Genomic DNA, 17,254 nt, shown 5'->3' with positions numbered 1-17,254 from the left:
AAGGGGCAAAAGGTTTAATGCAATTGATGGGTGCGTATTTTCATCTAAGCAGATCACCCAATAACCCCCCGTGTCAGCATAGTTGTCGCTCAATAGTATATACATAAATATTTAATTAGATGTAGTTCAGGTTCGTGCTGGCTGCTATATTGGAGCGTAGCGAAAATGTAGAGACAGTGCGAAGCCGACAAGCGATAGCGCCGTCAGGTCTCATCCACCACGTCTAACTTAATCGATCCCCTAAAAGCAGTCGCTTCGCTCCATGATACCTACAGCCAGCATCAACATTAGATGCTTAATAAATAGATCTAACTCCTAGCTGGCTGCGCTGTCTCCTCATTAGCACAGCGATAAACATCGTGATTGTGATAATATTCACGAACTGTCTTACTCGCTACGCTCGCGCATTCTAGCAGGGCTAAGGGCAATTTTTGTGCCTGAACAACATTGAACAAAGAAGCTTTTGATAACTCGGTAAGGACGCTTCTTACTCACTGCGTGAGCGCGTTCTAGTATTCGTCGCACAGCTCCTCATGGAATGATTGGTTACATTGTCACTTTACGTGACCAAAAAAAATAGCGAAATGTTATTAACACTTCGCCATTATGTTTAAATGGGACTAAATCTTAGTTGATGAGTTTTGCTATCTCATCTTCGGTTAGCTCTGTCGTTTGCGCGATAAGAGTGATATCAATTCCTGCTGAAAGCATTTTTTTGGCAATGCTCAATTGGGCTTCTAGCCAACCGTGCTCTTCGCCTTCTTGTCTACCTTTCTGTAGACCTTGCTCGCGGCCACGCGCTTCCAATTGCTCTGCTACTGTCATGAACCGTTCCTCATGCTCCAGCACTTGCTTAGCTAAACTGTCTAGTTGATTCGTTGTTATTAAACGTTCTAATAACAGTGTAACCAGTGTGTCTGTAAAATCCAACAAATCTCTTTGCCGCACATGCTTCTGTACCAGCTCTAACAAGGCCACTCGTTTATGCCGGATGATTTCATCATCCGGTATCACAGTGACATCCACCAAAGGGAAAGACTGACCATAAAGGGTTTGAGCTATCTCTGGATTTTCAAATTCATCCAACCAATTTGTACTGTATGGATAAGGACTCGTTTTCCCATGATAGAACAGCAACGGCACAACCAAAGGCAATGTTTCGTTACCTGCGTCTAGATGCTGTTTCATTGCCGCGATTGCGTATCGCACCAAAGCGTACACATACCCTACTCCACTGTCCGTTTCCATTGAATACAGCACATCGGAATAATAGGCTACTAATTCATCTTCCAAAAATGAACCGGATTGAAGTTGGAGCGTATCGAGATTGCACATCTGTTTGATGTGCTCTGGTAAGTGCACATCAAGAAAGTCCTTCGCGGTTTCTGGAACAGTCAAGAACGACTTAAACAATCCGTCATGTATCGATGTTGGGGTTTTCACTCTATTCATTACCACGTTTGTCTTTCGATACTATACATCAATTATATTCTAGTGTAGACCCATCGATAACTTTTGATACTGAAAGAAAACATCTCTCTGTCTAGTGCTGAATAAATTGAATTGTATTTTTTTATTTCTTGTAGTTATGCAATTGGTTGTTTATTGTGTATTTATTACTCTATCAATGAGTCGATAGTGTGTGAGCTATCTACTCATATCCCGTAGTGTTGACACTTTTAACCACCTCTCAAGATAGGTGTTTTTTTATCTCATATGATCGATTCGGATGCTTTGTAGCATTCTCCCCGTTATGGCGAGTACTTCCCCCGCTCTTACGTTAATCTTAATATCACCAATTATCACGTCGGTTTTTATGAGTACAGTCGTAATATCATCATGTTAGTCATCTAGGAGCTTGCTGAATATATCGACTCTTCTTACCACTGAGGCTGTCACTTTTCGGGCTGGGGATTAAAGTGAGAGCATTAAAGTACAGCTATAGGGACGTACAAGGATGTGGAAAGTCGCCGTTTACATTTACAGACTTGACGTAAACAATTGATGTTCAATACCAGTTTGGCTTTGCGGGGGAGTTGGGGCCAAATTCCTTTTAATCCCACTGCTTTCCTGTCTCTATATGTTTTACAAAACATTCAACCTGGCAATATCTGATGTCTGCTGTTGACTGGGCTTCAGATATGATGTCGTAAACCGTCTCCTCCAACTCTTGCTCTGATTCGTATGGAGTCTTTAAGAGATAGTCGCCTGAAGACGTCTTTTCCATATCGTAGTAAAGCGACCAGTCATATTCTATGTCTTCCTGAGTTTTCTTTTTACCTCGGACAAATTTGCTATTGTTTTCGACTCGAAGCTCAACCTCTAAAGTAGCAACCTTACGTTTCGAGTGTGTGCCTGGTAATTGAACCGTCGGATGACTCTCTCGGTATTCTTTTAATATTCGGTAAACACTGGCGATGCCCATGTTAAGTTGAGTGGCAACTGACTGGCGAGTGTAACCTTCATTGATAAGCTCAATGACTTTATGTGATTGATTGCGAGCTGTCGGTTGACGGCCTTTGTACTTACCGGCTTTTTTCGCCCTTGCTATTCCTTCTAGTTGTCGCTCGTACCTTAAACTGGTTTCAAACTCTGCAAAAACACCAAGCATATCGAAAAAAGCTTTTCCTGAAGCACTACTCGTATCGATAGGCTGACTGGTTGCTTTTAAATGAATGCTCTCTTCTTTCAACTTTCTAACTAAATGTTGTAGGTCGTATAAGCTTCTCGATAGACGATCGATTCGTGTTACGACAAGCGTGTCCCCTTCCCTCATATAATCAAGGCAAGCTTCTAATTGTTCACGACCTTCTGATTTCGTTCCGCTCTTTTTTCTGAATATATCTTTTTGCAGTTTGCCGCTTTTAGGGCGTCGAGTTGTGTAGAGAGATCTTGATCGATGCTTGATACGCGAGCGTAACCAACGAATGCCATTTTGATTCCTTTAGAATTTAGATTGTGTGATACAAACCGATCATAAATGATTTTGGGTTTTATATGGTAGCAAAAATCATTATTGCCAGACAGCTATCACATGGGTGCACCTCAAGGATAGTCTTTCGCTCTTGCGTGTTATATTGATTTTTGTTGCATAGTTTAAATTTTAGCATATATTTAAACCTGTTTGAATTTGACATATCTGTGCAGGCAAGTATGAGTAAAACTAAGTTAGAAATTGATAAATTAAAAGAAAGAGCTGACGCTTATATTCAAAAACGTAATGATTTTTATCCAAAAGAAGAACGTTTGTATACAAGACAGGAAGTGTCAGATTATTTATCTATTAACAAAATTACCTTAGATAATCATGTTAAGAACCTTGGCTTTGATGTTAAAGCTAGAGAAGGTATGCAGTGGTCTATGAGTATTTCTGAGTTATATGACTTTGAGAGCAAGCTACCTCAAAATCTGCGTAAACATGAGAAGTTTGAGCGTAAACCAGATCAAAAGTGCCAAGTAGTCATGATGCAGAACATGAAAGGTGGTGTTGGTAAAACAGTTTGTGCGGCGACGGTAGCAGCTTGCTTGAGTGCTGAGTTTCCAGAAAATCTTCGAATTGGTTTAATCGACTTAGATGGTCAATCGACGTTAAGTATGTACTATGCAGTGAATGCTCAGAAAAACGGTGAGTTTAGCGTTGGTGATATAGTTCGTGGTAACTATGAGTTAGATGATGAAAGTTATGAAGAGTTTGTTAGTGGTTCTTTCTTACCAACTACTATACCTAACCTTCGCATTCTCCCTGCGCTTCAAAGCGATCGCTCAATAGAAGGTTGGTTCCACCGTTCTCACAAAAAATTAGATAATCCATACGGTCAAGTTAAGAAGATTGTTGATGCTGTACAAGATGAGTTCGATATTATCATTATCGACACGCCACCATCGCTTAGCTTTATGACTTATAACGGCTACTTTGCTGCTACGAGTGTTATTTTTCCATTGGCAGCGAACGAGAATGATATTGATGCGACATGTAATTACTTCGCAAACTTACCTGAAGTTTGGGCACTTCTGGATCAATATGGTCATGAAGGATATGACTTCATGCGTATGCTAGTGACTAATTATCGTCAAACTGTATCGAACACTTCTTTGCTCAATCAATTAAACCGTTCATTTGGTGAATGGTTGTACCCAACTCAATTTAAGCATTCGGAAGCTGTTCAGCTATGTACTTCGATGATGAGTACAGTATTTGATCTCGCTGCTAGTGAATATCCTAAAGCCAAAAAGACACTCAGTGACGCGAGAACCAATGCTTTTGAAGTAGCAAGTCAGATTTATCGCGATGTAGATAACGTATGGAGTAAGAATAATGGTTAAGAAAAAACAGATTCTAGGCATCACTGGCGACCAGAATAATGTTAAAGAAGCTCAGCTTACTACAGCGAAGAACAACCTTGAGTCATTGCCTGAAAAACTAAAGCAGGATCTTAAAGCTACAGGCGGTGATTTGCATTCATATTTACGGGATACTTTTGGTGTGACAGCAGGAGCTAAGGAAGTTAATTGGAAATTAGCTTCTGGTGCTACTGCTATGTTTTTGGAAGTAGAGTTGACTTATGAGCAGGTGAAGGAAAGCACTTTAGTTGAGTTTGATATCAATGGCCGAGATCAACAGTATCTTACGGCTGATAATCTCAATGATCTTTCTACAATGGATTATCAACAGTTTTACCCAGCTATTGCTATTCGTAAACATGGGAAGGTGAGTTTTTTAGATGGATCTCGTCGTAGAGCTTACTTTTTACTCCAAAAGGGACGAATTCCTCACTTTACTGTTTTGGTTAGTGATGATGATATTACTCCAGCAGATGCTAAAGCGTTGGCTAAATCCATACAGACAGCGAAGGAGCATAATCTTTACGAATTAGGTAAGCGATTTCTGCTAATGAAGGATGCTGGTATGACTCAGCAGGAGATTGCTAGTTCATTCTCCATATCTCAGTCGCGAGTATCTAAAGCAATGAAAGCAGCTACTATTAGTCAAGAACTATATGCGTTGTTTTATGATATTAATGAGCTATCTGGAGCTGATTATGCCGAGTTAGCAAAGATTGATACTTATCTTTTAAGGAGTGAGAAGAACTATCTGTCGAACTTGGATATTGAGAAAGGCAGTGTAGATAGTGTTATGGTGCAACTTCGTAAGCTTGTGAGTAGTAAGACAGAAAAACCAAAGCCTGTCACAGTTTCGTTGGTGACTTTTGAGGATAAGAATAAGTTTGCCAAAAAAACTTACAACAAAGATACTCGGCGTACAACATATGATTTCCAAAGACTGACTATGGTTCAGCAAGCGCAAATTGATGAGGCTATTTCTAGGCTGATGGATGATATATTTGGTAAGAAATAAAGCCAATTTCGTGGATTATTCCGCCGGAATATTCGTGGGTTTTGGCTGCGAGTGCGTTGCTATACCATGGATTATTCCGCAGGAATATTCCATCTAAATCTGCCAAGTTTCCTCCACTGACATTGAAATTTCCATCAAGGTGAGCAACGCTAGCTTCTTAATGAAATTACTGTGCCGTAAACACTCCGAATAGATTTCCTGTATGTGTGAACTGTCATGTAAGCGTCTATAAATAACTCTTAGAACATCAAGTCTGATTTCACCTATGCTCTTTTCGTTCCAAACCCATAACTCTTTAGGGACTAGTTTGAATACCTTGTGGTGAGGTGCCTCTTCTTTGGGGAGACAATAGACACGATGATACGGCCTATGACTTTTTATTTTGTAACTAAGCGCGCTATCTTCAATGAGGTTAAATTGATCGACTGTGATATCGACTAAAATTCCGTTGCTCTCTATCCACCAATGCCTCACTTCACCGCTTCGCTTTTTTGATGCACCACAAACAAGGTATATAGGCTTGTTATAGCCTTTTTTATTTAAGTGATAACAGAGTAGCTGTGAAGCTTGAGCGCAAGCTCCTATTGGAAAATCGGTGTCTGATGTTGACCCTATTCTATCCCTTACCCACGTTGCTTCTTCATATAGATTTACCATAAAAAATCTTACTTACATGTGGTTCAATAACATCGCTATTCTGCCGAGTGTACGACTATATGCGCCTGGTGTGTCTCTCCGTTCCACTCCTTCATCTCCGCAAGGAACAGGCCGTGACGGTTGATGACATCGATGAGCTCCGGTGCTCGCTCTAATTGAATCAGCATTGAAAGCGGCGCTACCTGATTGTTTTCATCGTTAAAACCATGCTCTATCTGCTCTTCAAGCATACAAAGAACTCCTGGTTCAGCTTCGCTTCCTTCATCAAACAAGCGAGACCCAATTCCTTCTGTGTCATAAAGGTATACCAGTAAACTATAAAGCTTCTCTGCTCCCACTAACTTTGTTTTGCTGGCTTGCGTGTTTAAGTCGTACAGCTTCATCTCTAAATTTCCTCCCTTTCTACGTGCCACGTTCAGCATCAACTTGATGTCTTTTTTGATGTTCGATAATCCCTTGTTATTTACCTTGGGCTTTAAGTATTTGATGAGGGTTTCATTTCGGGTACTAATCGGGACATAGCGATTTGATGCTGATACCTTAATTAGTAAGTAAAGCAAAGCGTTAGTCACTAAGTTATGAAGATTGTGGTAATACTCAAAATCTCGTTTGATTTGCATCGCTGTTTTAGGCTGCTCTATACATGATATGAAATATGGGTGCTCGTTGGTCTGCATCATCACAAGACTGAATCAGGAAAGGGGCTTCCTGTAACCCCTTTCCTGTCCAGCTTACTTCACCATTGTTTCGTAGACAACGAAGCGTGCCAGAAAGTCGGTGTGGGCATCCTTGTAACACACCTCACAAAGTGAGTTTCGGACAAGCCATACACCCACCAACACAGTGATACAAATCACTACTAATCCCGCTAAGGCGGTTTTACTTTTTGGCATTTTTCATGTCAACGCAATTCTAAAGTGTCACCTTATCGGTGACACTCTTGGCTTAGTTCGACTCTTCCAGGGATGATCGACTTTTGGTTTGTGACCAAACTTTGAACTATAAAGAATCTTTTCCTTCGCTTTCTCGACGGTGTGGTGAACACTCTTCTCGTCATCCAAAGGAAGTGAATCTGGACCATCAATAAATTTGTGCCATTTCAGTTCTCGTCCCTCACTTAGAATCGTTAAATCACCATCAAACGATTCACAGATTGTTATTGTTGAACCTCGTAGACGATACCCTCTACCTTCCTCCACAATTTGATATTCACAGTTTCTAAATTGGAACGTTAAATTCTTTGAAAGCTTCCGAATATGGTGTAAGCGAAAAACTAAATCTAACTCTTCTTCTGTGTGTAGTACGGGACGGTGAGCATCATCTGAATTGTGTGCTGCTGTGGCAAATCGTTGATTGTATTTAGCTATAAATGTTGGCAGATAAGAATTTGCCGTTTCCATATCGTTTATCCCCTCCAATCGAAGCTCTTTTACGAGTCGGTCTTGGAGTACACCATTAGCTCGTTCAACTCGACTTTTGGCTTGAGGACTATTTGCATGTATCGGTTCTATTTCTAGTGTTTTCATCGCTCTAGTGAATTGGGTTAACTCACCATCACAATTTGGTAAGCTGATACGGAAGATACTGTGTTTATCTGAATATAAAACGATTGGGCGACCATGATTCTTCAAATAGTCTTGTAACGTTTCCATAGTGAGCTTACGGGAAGATAGCTTACCTTAGGGTTTTAATTTGGTTTTACTGAAGTACAGATTCTACTATTAAGGAAACGTACTTATGACAAAACCAGACATCCTCCTCCAGACGGCTAAAGACTTCGAAGATTGGAGAAATCAACGACCTCACCAAAGCGTACCTATCCCAGACTCATTGCGCTATCGAGCGATTCACTTACTTGAAACCTACTCCACGACACAAGTCACCAGATCCTTGCGGTTATGTGGCTCCCAAATTAAATCTTGCCGTAAACAGTTTGAACACCACTCTGAAGAAGCTTCTGAGTTTATTGCCTTACCCGTTGTTACTGAACCGCCCGAGACGTCAAACCTGTTTGAGATTGAAGTGAAGTTATCAGAGCATACTTCACTTCTTATGCGTGGTGATGTGTCCGTTGACTTACTTAGAACACTGATACAAGAAGTGAGGTCTTAACATGATTCACCTAACCGCTCAATCTCATATCCTTATTGCCATTCAACCTGCTGATTTTCGATGTGGGATTGATGGTCTCGCGGCTTTATGCAAGCAAAGACTCTCGCAAGACCCACGTAATAACAGTTTGTTTGTATTCATTAATCGAAATCGAATGATGGTGAGAGTGTTAAGACGGCTCTGGATTTTGGTTAATGACCAAACGGTTATCAAAAGGCCGTTTTCAACATTGGCCTCGGCATCATCAAGATAACATCACCGTCATGGCAGCAAAGCAGCTTAAAAGGCAGCTTAAAAGGCAGCTTACAGGTCAACCTCACTGGCAGAAAGTATGACGAACTGACCATTTTTATCACCTATTTTCACGATCTTAATGATCGACTTGACTGATCATATGAAGTCGTAATAGTAAAGAAGACCTCGTCGTTTAATAAGGCTGATATGACCCAAACGTATACCGATATCGACAGCAAAGAGCTGGATGCGCTGATGCAGCGTGTCCAAGAAGCCAAAGACCACGATCTGGCCTTGACACCTGAAGACTATCAAACACTGCTCAATGCGTTGAAAACATTAGCCGCTCTTCAAGAGCGTCTGTCAGACAACGATATTACGTTACATAAATTACGTAAATTGGTTGGGATGGTCAGTTCATCAGAAGCGATGAGTAGCTTGCTTGGAAAAAAAGGCAAAACAACCAATAAAAACAGTGGTCAGAAAAGATCTAAATCTAAAAACAACAACCCCAAAACCGCATCTGTAAAGCCTAAGGTGACTCAACACTCGGTAGACGACTTAAAAAAAGGGGATACATGTCCTGATTGCCAGCAAGGTAAGCTATACAAGTATGACCCAGCGACATTGTTGCGTATAACAGGTCAAAGCCCTTTTGTACCAGAGCAACACGTCATGGAACGTTTACGTTGCAATGCTTGTGGTCAGTATTTTACGGCTGACTTGCCAACGGAAGTACTTGATGATGGAGAGCCAGGTCAAAAATATGGGTACAGTGCACGCACTCTAATGGTTTTGTACAAATTTTTTTCTGGGACGCCTTACTATCGTCAAGGTAGCCTTCAATCTATACTGGGTGTAAACTTAAGTGCTTCAACCGTGTTCGACCAGAGTGAACATGTCGTTAACAGCTTAGGACCTATCCACAACGTCTTGTTACAACAAGCGGCTAATGCTGTGCACTATTACCTTGATGACACCAGTAATCGTATTTTAGAACAGGTGCCTGTACTAAAAGCGCAGCGCAACAGTGATAAAATGAGAAAACGCACGGGTGTTTATAGTTCAGGCCTCGTAGCAAACTTAGTTGATGGTCATAATGTGGTGCTATATCAAACTAATATAGGGCATGCTGGCGAGTTTATTGATGAAATCCTCCGTCATCGAAACTCAAGTCTTCCCCCACCGTTATTAATGAGTGATGCATTGTAAGCGTCTTTAAATCGACACCTACAATGGAATGAGAAATAGTGCTGTCATATCGAAAAAAGCCATGAAATCAATCGATTTAATTCCTTATTACTTTTTATGAACCCAGACTAGTATGAGGGAGAAGCATTGTTCAACGTATATAAGGTTAATATTAATGAGAAAGACTTTATCCACCCTCAGCATTGTGCTTGCGCTATTTTCAGGTGCGTCGCTTGCTGCTGATAACTACATACTAGATTCAAAATTATCCTCAGTCAGCTTTGCCACCATTAAAAATCAGTTTGTTGTAGAACCTGCGACAATCGATACCCTCACAGGCACGCTTAACAGCGAAGGACATTTTAATGTGTCTGTTGACCTAAACAGCATTGAAACAGGTATTCCTATTCGTAATACGCGACTCAACGAAATTTTCTTTGAATCAGCAAAGCATGCCCCTGTGAGAGTTGTAGGTAAAGTAGATTGGACGACGTTAAATGAAGGTTCTCACAAGCTTAACGTTCCCGCAGACGTAGTTCTGTTCGGAAAGACCAAATCCGTAGAGTTCCCTGTTGTAATACATAATACTAGCGATGCTGTGATGGTTAGCTCAAATGCACCTGTCATTATCGGCGCTTCAGATTTTGGTATCCCGACTGAAAACTTAACAAACCTAGCAGCAACAGTTGGTGGTATCAAGATTTCAGACCGAGTCCCACTTACTCTAAATCTCATTTTTAAAAAGTAGTTAGATAGTAAGCTAGCACCAACACAGATACCGCCAACTAAAGCGGTATCTGTTATTCGAGCTGTATTTTGCTACGAGGAGGATTATTCTGTTTGTGGCATGTTCCAAGGAAGCAGATGACGATGCTCATCACCGCATTTCAACTTAGGGATTTCTCGCAGTACGTATTCTAGATAGTCATACGGTTCGCAGTCGTTTGCTTTTGCCGTTTCGATAAGGCTATACAACACGGCGCTGGCGCGTGCGCCATTGTGAGTATTGCTAAAGAGCCAGTTGTTCCGTCCAACCGTGAACGGACGCACTGAACGTTCCGCGCGATTATTATCAAGACTTAATCGACCATCATCAACCACACGCCTCAGCTTTTCCCATTGATTGATACTGTAATTTATCGCGACTCCAAGCTTGCTCTTAGGTAGCACCTGAGTTACGGACTTATCTAACCAAGCTTTGAACGCCTTCAGTAATGGCCAGGTCTTTAGCTGCCTCTGCTGATAGTGTTCTGCTTCGGGTTTATCTTTTATCTCTTGCTCGATGCAGTAGAGTTTCTGGAACCATGTGATTGCCCACCGGATTTTGCCACCTTTACCTTGCTTTCCTTTTGCTGACTTTGCTCCGCTTCAATGAACTTGCGTCTTGCATGCGCCCAGCAACCAACCAGTTTTGCTTCCGTTTTTTCATAAGCTTCGTATCCATCGACATGCAGGTAACCACCGTAATTCGATAAGTACGAAGCTGGACAGTGGTGTCCACGGCTTCCGTCTTGGTAATCGAACAAGACGATACCCGGCGATTGCGCATCGCCTCCTCGGTCACGGCCACATCCGTACAACCAGATGTAGCTTTTCTTTCTCTCATCATTCAAGACAGTCAATGTGGTTTCGTCAGCGAACAGCACCTCTTGAGTAAGTAACGTCTCTTTGAGTAACGCGATGAGCGGCTCTAACGTCTCCACACACTTCACTATCCACTGACTCATCGTTTTACGGCTCAGCTTGATACCATATTGACCGAACAGCGACTCTTGTCGATTGAGAGGCAGTGCATAGTGGTATTTGTTTGCGATGATTTGCGCTAACAGAGACGGCGTAGCGAAGTTTTTGGGGATAATGGATGGCGGTGGCGGCGCCATCACCACCGTGTTTTTCTCCCCTTGTTTGTCACATTGGCGACAGACGTACTTAGGTCTTTCTATCACTTCGACATACAGTTTGGCTGGGAGGTATACCAGTTTTTCACTGGTGCTTTCACCCATCTTACAAAGCGTTAATTGGCAGCTTGTGCAGACTTTGTCTGAGTCTGGCACATCGACTACGATGTGTTCACGCGGCAAGTCTTCGGGCAGTTTAGGGCGACCACGACGAGAGTCAGATGACGTATTTTACTTGTCATTCTGCGGAATGATTTTTTCGATCGCTCTCTACATCTTCTTCGATGTCATCCGTTGCGGCATGACTTTCCGCCTCGTTGAACTCTAGGTCTTGAGGGGGCATCGTCTCACTGCTGGCGCTAAAGCGTTTACGTCGTGCTGAGTTAAGCTTTTCGACCAGAGATTGGATGGTTGATTCACTCTTGATTAGCGATTGGCGAAGCGCATGTCCAGTCGATTCAAGCTCTTCTATTTTGGCATGCAAGAGAGCGATGTCATGTTGGGAGGTATCATTCTTCATACAAGAAAGACCAACATAGGCCAGGCTAAGTTCCTCATCTGCTGTTGTTTTCTAGCTGAGGCTTTGGTAATCCAAGGCGCGATGTGGCTTTATTTTTTCGATGTCGAGTCCGTCGAGTAACCATTGCCACTGCTCTTGTGAGAGTGACAAGGTGGTTCCGTGCATCTTTCGTGGCCAAGAGAACTTGTCTTCTTCCAGGCGCTTTTGCCAAAGGCAGAAGCCGTTACGTTGCCAGTAGAGTACTTTCAGCTTATCGCGTGTACGATTACAGAAGACGAACAGTGCTTCAGAGAATGGGTTAAGGTTCATATGTTGCTCGACGATCAAGCTTAATCCATTGATTCCTTTTCTAAAGTCAACCGGAGCTTTGTGTAGATAGATTCAGTGACATCAACGAACATCTTCATTTTGCCACCTCTCGAAGCAGTTCAGCGATCCACACAAGCGTAACAGAGGTGGAGATATGAAGCTGACAATCACCGGCTTCTAAACGTAGAGATGGTAACACCCCTGACTTCCGATGAGGTTTTGGCTCAGAGCGTTGTTCCGCATCAGGTTTGGCAACTTCAATAAAAGGTTCTGGCTCTGAAGGCTCTACAGTTTTACGTTGTTTATAACGATTATTGGTAAAAGTCTTGATATTGATGTCGTGGAGCTGACAGAACTCGGAAGGAGAGAGACCACTACTATCAAATTCTTGGAGATATGCAGCCATTCTTGTGGCTTTCTAACCCGGCTTCGGTATTGAGTCATGATGGTTACCTGTTCATTTATGGTATTGAACAGGCAGGCTATCTATCTTTATCGTTTCATTGAAGGTGTCGATTTAAAGACGCTTACGTTTTAGTGAGGTTCTCTCGGATTTTGTGCTCTAAGCTAGCGTAAACGAGTAAGCTTAGCGTCATGATCATCAGCAGCGCCTCGATTCGCTGAGGCTTCTTCAGGAAAATTGATGATGTCAGGAACTCAGGGCTTTTCAAAAAGCGAAATCCACGCTCTACCTTTTGCTGTGACTTGTAATGCTCAAGTAACGCAGCCATTGTTAGATCGACGCAATCAGTATCGTTAGTTGCGAGAATAAACATGCCTACTTTAAGCTGGCTAGTTTCACTTTTTCTAAATCAGTATAAGGCGTAACGTCTATCAAATAGTGATATCCCGTTGGCTTTGCGTCTTTTTTCGGTCGGCCGCGACCTGAATAGATTGGCTCTTTAACGATGGTTGATTGCGTAAAGCCAAGCAAATGACACTGGCTGGCGAAGTCGCTCATTGCTTGCTCGGCATCCACTGCGCAAGCAAACTGCTTTTTCATTAGTTGCCCCAACACTTTCAGCTCTTTGGTGATATTTTTGTCTAAGTTTTTATAGAACGTTGCTTCTTCTCGCTTGGTTGCTTGATCGCTATGAACTAACAACCACTTCTGAGATACCGAGCCATAATCAGCGTCAACCCAACAGCCCGAGTAGCCATTACCGATACGGCTCAACTGCTCTGATTCAAGGCTCATGAAGGCTTCTTTGGCTGACTTAATCGTCATTGGAACACGCGTAATAAACTTCTGTTGTTGCTCGTCCAGTGAACGAATGCTTTCTTCGGTGTATAGAGCTGTATCAGCGATGAAGTAGCGACTGTTTTGAGCTGCTTTTAGGCAATGAATATGTCGCTTAGTGACCTCTGAAAATGCCTTAGCATCATTGGTGTTGCCACTGAGTGCTTGCATGTAAACAGGCAGGCCTGCTTGGTTTTCACAAATCAGCTCAAGGACCACTTGGTTTAGCTCTGGACGGTGGTCTCGGCTGTAGCCTTTTACCAGTTTGATGGCATTAAGATCTTCATCTTGGGCGTATTCACCATCGACGTGAAAGTTAGTGATATCAAGGTGGACAGAGTCAGTTCTAAGTCCAAGATTATCAACGACATGCTCTGCAATCGCGTGATAAAGTGCGGACACATCTGCTTCATACAAAGCATCTAACGTACGTCCGAGTACATCGTCAGTTAAATGGTGAGCTTCAATATCTTTAGCGAGCAACTTGGCAACAGGCTTCGTCTCAAAAAAGTCAGAGAACATATGTAGGGTTCTACTGTGAAAGCCAAGGCCATTAAGAATCATTGCTAAGACAGCATCGCCGTGTGAGACGTTATGAACTGAGTACTTGGGAATGATGCGCTCAATAATGCCTGGTAAATCGACTTCATGACAGAAAGCAGCGATTAGCCCTAAGTGGTCTAGGCGTTTAATGACAGGTTGAGCAGCAGACATAATAAGTGACCGTTAAATAACAGTAATAGATCAAAGCTGGGGATCACGGTCAAGAGGTCTGTCGTACTAAAAGTTGCAAACGATCACTGGATCACATTATTTTAATTCTGAAATTGGCTGCGGAATGACGGTTTAATGTATAGCTGTAGTGAAGAGAATAAGGTCACTAAAATAAAGGCTTTGTGAATACAAAATTGGAAGGGTTTTCTGTATCGGTAAATTCGATAATATTTGTACGTCTAGCTGCCGCACATTAAACTTTTTACCATTTCGGGGGATGGGCAAAAATAGCCAATTTGTTTTTTTTGAGTCGAGTAGTTGCGCTAAGTACTGGTGAACTTCAAGCGTTTTGTCTCCCGCAGGAGCGGCGGAAAATTCGATATCACGAAGCAGTTTTGGTAGAAAACGCCGAACTCGCCCGTACTGTTCAACCATCTCTTCATGAAAATTGTCATCATAAGGTCGGGCTAACTCGTGTACGGTAGAAACAGATTGCGCTAGCTTTTCCCGTGAAAATTTAGCAAAGACTGACGGACGTAGCGACTCATCATCTAAGTTCTCGTCTAGCAGCAGAGCGCAAACTTTGGCTAAAGCTAGTGCAGATTTATCTAAATCTTTCAGAGTGCGAAGACGCTTTTGTCTCAATTTATCTTCAGGGCAATCACACCGAAAACACTCTGTCACCTCGCAGAGTTCCTTGATGGTTAGGATTGAAATTCCTAACCATCCAGTTAGTTGTTTTGTAACGAGGTTTAGGCATGAGGCTACGACGATTGATGGGTGTAGCCGAGCAGATCGTAGCTTCTAGATTTAGTTCCATCGAATTACGCAACAAAGCCCTTAAACGTGTATATATTGTTAAAGTCTTACCCAGTCTTCAATAAAATCTTCTTCATCCCAAACGTTTGAATTAGTATTTTTTCTAATAATTCCAACGGTCAGCTTTTTACTCTCAAGTAGCTCTACCTGATTTAGTTTACCATAATGAACTTTATTTTTTGAATGAGGTGCAACAACTTGGTATACTTTCCCAATATCACTACTTTGAAATAAATCAGGGAATTTTTTGATATCTTTTTTAGTAACAATAAACTTGCGATAAAAACTAATCCCTTTAGATATACCATGTCTAATATATATAGGTAATTCGTCAGTAACGGCTGCAATGAAACTAGAATAAGGAGAGTTATCGTAATGTGAGGCTTTTCGTATGTTTTTTGTGAAGTAGTTGTATGCTAGTTCATACTCAACTGGATTTGTTATTCTATCTATAAGTTTATTTCTGCACATCTCTTCACCATTCCACCCAGCCGTAATATCGCACAAAGGGGCAATTGTACTTGTGTTTGTAGTTGTTCTTCTACGTTTTTTAATTAAATAAAACTTCCCATTTTTAACAACCCCTCCAAACTGTCCAGAAAATAATCCATCATCCAGTCCCCTCCTAAAAATAACATTATTATGATTGGATTTAATAACCAACATGTGGTTCCCACTTGTGTTCGTGTAACATACTTCCTCATTACTATTCACCGTAACTCTAGGGGTTCTTTTATATAAGTCTGGGTTATTTAAAACCCAATTAAGTTTTAATTCACGAGCATCAAAAGAATATGAATAGTTGCTGTTGTTAGATGAAGATATACAAAAGTATCCAGTCTCAAACTTTGGTGGAGTATAGCAATAATCTTCAGAATTTTGTATGTCATCATATTTACATAATTATTTATATAGATACTCGATAATTGATTAAGTATAGCCCCAAATGCACTAGCAAGATTATTAGCCTTTGGCCATGATGGACTTTTAGGTAAAGAAAATGGTTTCTTCATTTGCTCTAATATTACTCTTTCAACTACTACTTTTCTAACATCTATAGAAGTTAGTAATGTATTTGTGTAAATAGGCTCCAATTGTGATGAATAAGCACTAGTTGGAAGGGTAAGTAAAAAATAAACATTTTTCTTTTCATATATTTACTCCAATTGTAAACTTTGCTCTCAACAGTAGTTTTTTCGAGAGACTTCTTTGTTGAAAATAATTCTTCCATGTTGATCCATCTTACAAACTTGGAAAACGTTTTTTGCTAAGTCGATAGCGAACACCGTAGAATGAGTCATGTATGGGCTTCCTTGTAAAAGTGTCGTTACTTATTACGTTACTCCGGGAGATAGGAAGTCCATACATCTTGGCACTTTAGCTGTAGCCATTTTGAACTAGCGATTTGCTCCTTATTATTCTGGAGTAAATGTGGTTATAAACATATTAGGATGGTATGGGTTGGCCCTTTTTTTGTCCGTGTATATTATAATGGTTATAGCGTTTGTGTAAAAATTAACTGGACTTGAAAACTCTAATATAAATTTCATATTTAAGTCATACACACCTTCTTCGCCTGACGGTTATTTTCTAAGTTCATAGGAGAGAGGCTATCTCCGTCAATACCATAAATTCTTATTGTGTTTGTCTCTGGAACTTCCCCTTGTGCAGCTGGGTGTATCCCCCCCATGAGCCTTCATTGATATAGTAAAAATCTTTATTTGAAAAGGCAGTTGACGATATTACAGGCTCGAGTGAAACTTATAGTTTACTTCAAAGTCATTAAAGTCTATTACTGCACCATCACCTCCAGCAAATGGTAACCCTGAAGGAGCAAAAAGGGTTTGACCCGAAAGAGTAATTTCATACTTAGTACTAGGGAAGATTTCCTGAACAGTGTATCTGGGGTTTTGGTGCAGAGTATCGTAAGCGAATGCTTGAATTGATACTAGCAATCCACAGATAAGGCTTAATATTGGTTTCATTGCTATCCTCCACTTTTAATTGTTGATGCCATTTTTGTTTATAGCTTATAGTCTTACACCAAAATCAACAGGTTTCATATGACCCTTGGTTCATATTTTGGACAATAATCACACTATTTGGGGTTCTACGCCGAAACCGCCGAAATTTCCTTCACCCTAGCTTGAGACCCGCAACCAACTCATCTAAGTGGCTTTGTTTCCTAAATCAGGGAACTAAAT

General features: G+C 41.3%; 19 protein-coding genes and 4 pseudogenes. 7 read left to right on the top strand and 16 right to left on the bottom strand.

Annotation, left to right across the window (positions count from 1 at the left end):
- Window positions 1–627 precede the first annotated feature (627 nt).
- From A142_RS14235 to A142_RS25565, 3 genes are all read right to left on the bottom strand, one after another.
- Window positions 628–1,452, bottom strand: a complete 825-nt coding sequence (locus A142_RS14235; protein ID WP_019822085.1) for an Rpn family recombination-promoting nuclease/putative transposase — start codon at window positions 1,450–1,452, stop codon at window positions 628–630.
- A 601-nt stretch (window positions 1,453–2,053) separates the two neighbouring features.
- Window positions 2,054–2,776, bottom strand: coding sequence for a recombinase family protein (locus A142_RS25570; RefSeq protein WP_019822084.1), 723 nt, complete (start codon window positions 2,774–2,776; stop codon window positions 2,054–2,056).
- A gap of 17 nt (window positions 2,777–2,793) precedes the next feature.
- Window positions 2,794–2,934, bottom strand: coding sequence for a recombinase family protein (locus A142_RS25565; protein ID WP_019822083.1), 141 nt, complete (start codon window positions 2,932–2,934; stop codon window positions 2,794–2,796).
- A gap of 219 nt (window positions 2,935–3,153) precedes the next feature.
- Here A142_RS25565 and A142_RS14225 point away from each other — a divergent pair, with 219 nt between their 5' ends.
- Together A142_RS14225 and A142_RS14220 are read left to right on the top strand one after the other, a co-directional pair.
- Entirely contained in the window at window positions 3,154–4,323 is a 1,170-nt protein-coding gene (locus tag A142_RS14225) for a ParA family protein (protein WP_019822082.1), read from the top strand.
- The gene (locus tag A142_RS14220) at window positions 4,316–5,356 is read left to right on the top strand and encodes a ParB family protein (RefSeq protein WP_019822081.1); all 1,041 of its coding nucleotides are present in this window, start codon (window positions 4,316–4,318) and stop codon (window positions 5,354–5,356) included. Before A142_RS14225 ends, A142_RS14220 begins: the two co-directional genes overlap by 8 nt.
- A 93-nt stretch (window positions 5,357–5,449) precedes the next feature.
- Here the strand turns inward: A142_RS14220 and A142_RS14215 are convergent, their stop codons facing one another.
- From A142_RS14215 to A142_RS25655, 4 genes and pseudogenes are all read right to left on the bottom strand, one after another.
- Window positions 5,450–6,013: a hypothetical protein gene (locus tag A142_RS14215; protein ID WP_019822080.1), complete on the bottom strand. Its 564-nt coding sequence runs from the start codon at window positions 6,011–6,013 to the stop codon at window positions 5,450–5,452.
- Window positions 6,014–6,048: 35 nt separating this feature from the next.
- A complete protein-coding gene (locus A142_RS14210; RefSeq protein ID WP_029405434.1) occupies window positions 6,049–6,633 on the bottom strand; it encodes a DUF2913 family protein in 585 nt (194 codons plus the stop codon).
- A 111-nt stretch (window positions 6,634–6,744) separates the two neighbouring features.
- Entirely contained in the window at window positions 6,745–6,906 is a 162-nt protein-coding gene (locus tag A142_RS24425) for a Hok/Gef family protein (RefSeq protein WP_081324717.1), read from the bottom strand.
- 27 nt (window positions 6,907–6,933) lie between these two features.
- Window positions 6,934–7,665, bottom strand: a pseudogene (locus A142_RS25655) (ISNCY family transposase); the annotation flags it as partial.
- 85 nt (window positions 7,666–7,750) lie between these two features.
- Here A142_RS25655 and A142_RS14200 point away from each other — a divergent pair.
- The 5 genes and pseudogenes from A142_RS14200 (at window position 7,751) to A142_RS14190 (ending at window position 10,298) form a co-directional block, all read left to right on the top strand.
- Window positions 7,751–8,125, top strand: a complete 375-nt coding sequence (locus tag A142_RS14200) for a hypothetical protein (RefSeq protein ID WP_019822076.1) — start codon at window positions 7,751–7,753, stop codon at window positions 8,123–8,125.
- A 1-nt stretch (window position 8,126) separates the two neighbouring features.
- Entirely contained in the window at window positions 8,127–8,378 is a 252-nt protein-coding gene (gene tnpB, locus A142_RS25730) for an IS66 family insertion sequence element accessory protein TnpB (protein WP_081324716.1), read from the top strand.
- Window positions 8,311–8,460, top strand: a pseudogene (locus A142_RS25725) (hypothetical protein); the annotation flags it as partial. The gene tnpB (A142_RS25730) and the pseudogene A142_RS25725, both read left to right, overlap by 68 nt.
- Window positions 8,461–8,566: 106 nt before the next feature.
- Window positions 8,567–9,571 carry an IS66 family transposase gene (locus A142_RS14195; protein ID WP_019822074.1) on the top strand — a complete coding sequence of 335 codons (1,005 nt, stop codon included), beginning with the start codon at window positions 8,567–8,569 and terminating at the stop codon, window positions 9,569–9,571.
- A gap of 154 nt (window positions 9,572–9,725) precedes the next feature.
- Complete coding sequence (locus A142_RS14190; RefSeq protein ID WP_019822072.1) at window positions 9,726–10,298, top strand: YceI family protein; 573 nt, start codon at window positions 9,726–9,728, stop codon at window positions 10,296–10,298.
- Window positions 10,299–10,381: 83 nt separating this feature from the next.
- Here A142_RS14190 and A142_RS25555 read toward each other — a convergent pair whose 3' ends face one another.
- The 9 genes and pseudogenes from A142_RS25555 to A142_RS14140 all read right to left on the bottom strand — a co-directional run bounded on the left by A142_RS25555 (window position 10,382) and on the right by A142_RS14140 (window position 17,035).
- A complete protein-coding gene (locus A142_RS25555) occupies window positions 10,382–10,822 on the bottom strand; it encodes an IS66 family transposase (RefSeq protein WP_431306027.1) in 441 nt (146 codons plus the stop codon).
- The gene (gene tnpC, locus A142_RS25435) at window positions 10,819–11,631 is read right to left on the bottom strand and encodes an IS66 family transposase (protein ID WP_277815626.1); all 813 of its coding nucleotides are present in this window, start codon (window positions 11,629–11,631) and stop codon (window positions 10,819–10,821) included. The genes A142_RS25555 and tnpC overlap by 4 nt, the downstream gene beginning before the upstream one ends.
- Before the next feature lie 55 nt (window positions 11,632–11,686).
- Entirely contained in the window at window positions 11,687–11,968 is a 282-nt protein-coding gene (locus A142_RS25430) for a hypothetical protein (protein WP_019822068.1), read from the bottom strand.
- A 51-nt stretch (window positions 11,969–12,019) separates the two neighbouring features.
- Window positions 12,020–12,349: an IS66 family insertion sequence element accessory protein TnpB gene (tnpB, locus tag A142_RS14170; protein WP_081324715.1), complete on the bottom strand. Its 330-nt coding sequence runs from the start codon at window positions 12,347–12,349 to the stop codon at window positions 12,020–12,022.
- 22 nt (window positions 12,350–12,371) lie between these two features.
- On the bottom strand, window positions 12,372–12,683 hold the full coding sequence (tnpA, locus tag A142_RS14165) for an IS66 family insertion sequence element accessory protein TnpA (protein ID WP_019822064.1): 312 nt from the start codon (window positions 12,681–12,683) through the stop codon (window positions 12,372–12,374).
- A 124-nt stretch (window positions 12,684–12,807) separates the two neighbouring features.
- A pseudogene (locus A142_RS14160) lies at window positions 12,808–14,231 on the bottom strand (IS1634 family transposase); the annotation flags it as partial.
- A 300-nt stretch (window positions 14,232–14,531) separates the two neighbouring features.
- Window positions 14,532–14,873, bottom strand: a pseudogene (locus A142_RS25425) (Tn3 family transposase); the annotation flags it as partial.
- 216 nt (window positions 14,874–15,089) lie between these two features.
- Window positions 15,090–15,716, bottom strand: a complete 627-nt coding sequence (locus A142_RS14150) for a hypothetical protein (RefSeq protein WP_019822059.1) — start codon at window positions 15,714–15,716, stop codon at window positions 15,090–15,092.
- Between the two features lie 1,076 nt (window positions 15,717–16,792).
- On the bottom strand, window positions 16,793–17,035 hold the full coding sequence (locus A142_RS14140; RefSeq protein WP_019822051.1) for a hypothetical protein: 243 nt from the start codon (window positions 17,033–17,035) through the stop codon (window positions 16,793–16,795).
- Window positions 17,036–17,254: the final 219 nt, after the last annotated feature.

Origin of the sequence: Vibrio splendidus 12E03 (assembly GCF_000272105.2) — a bacterium.
Taxonomy (GTDB): domain Bacteria; phylum Pseudomonadota; class Gammaproteobacteria; order Enterobacterales; family Vibrionaceae; genus Vibrio; species Vibrio splendidus_I.
The sequence above is the reverse complement of the archived record's forward strand: the minus strand, read 5'-3'. Positions and strand labels throughout refer to the sequence as shown.

Bases quoted from the DNA above. Each gene is read 5' to 3' on its own strand.
- A142_RS14195 (WP_019822074.1), top strand. From the start codon at position 8,567: ATGACCCAAACGTATACCGATATCGACAGCAAAGAGCTGGATGCGCTG.
- A142_RS14200 (WP_019822076.1), top strand. From the start codon at position 7,751: ATGACAAAACCAGACATCCTCCTCCAGACGGCTAAAGACTTCGAAGAT.
- A142_RS14225 (WP_019822082.1), top strand. From the start codon at position 3,154: ATGAGTAAAACTAAGTTAGAAATTGATAAATTAAAAGAAAGAGCTGAC.
- tnpB (WP_081324716.1), top strand. From the start codon at position 8,127: ATGATTCACCTAACCGCTCAATCTCATATCCTTATTGCCATTCAACCT.
- A142_RS14215 (WP_019822080.1), bottom strand. From the start codon at position 6,013: ATGGTAAATCTATATGAAGAAGCAACGTGGGTAAGGGATAGAATAGGG.
- A142_RS14150 (WP_019822059.1), bottom strand. From the start codon at position 15,716: ATGTTGGTTATTAAATCCAATCATAATAATGTTATTTTTAGGAGGGGA.
- A142_RS25430 (WP_019822068.1), bottom strand. From the start codon at position 11,968: ATGAAGAATGATACCTCCCAACATGACATCGCTCTCTTGCATGCCAAA.
- A142_RS14235 (WP_019822085.1), bottom strand. From the start codon at position 1,452: ATGAATAGAGTGAAAACCCCAACATCGATACATGACGGATTGTTTAAG.
- A142_RS14220 (WP_019822081.1), top strand. From the start codon at position 4,316: ATGGTTAAGAAAAAACAGATTCTAGGCATCACTGGCGACCAGAATAAT.
- A142_RS24425 (WP_081324717.1), bottom strand. From the start codon at position 6,906: ATGCCAAAAAGTAAAACCGCCTTAGCGGGATTAGTAGTGATTTGTATC.
- A142_RS14190 (WP_019822072.1), top strand. From the start codon at position 9,726: ATGAGAAAGACTTTATCCACCCTCAGCATTGTGCTTGCGCTATTTTCA.
- A142_RS25570 (WP_019822084.1), bottom strand. From the start codon at position 2,776: ATGAGGGAAGGGGACACGCTTGTCGTAACACGAATCGATCGTCTATCG.
- tnpA (WP_019822064.1), bottom strand. From the start codon at position 12,683: ATGGCTGCATATCTCCAAGAATTTGATAGTAGTGGTCTCTCTCCTTCC.
- A142_RS25565 (WP_019822083.1), bottom strand. From the start codon at position 2,934: ATGGCATTCGTTGGTTACGCTCGCGTATCAAGCATCGATCAAGATCTC.
- A142_RS14210 (WP_029405434.1), bottom strand. From the start codon at position 6,633: ATGCAAATCAAACGAGATTTTGAGTATTACCACAATCTTCATAACTTA.
- A142_RS14140 (WP_019822051.1), bottom strand. From the start codon at position 17,035: ATGAAACCAATATTAAGCCTTATCTGTGGATTGCTAGTATCAATTCAA.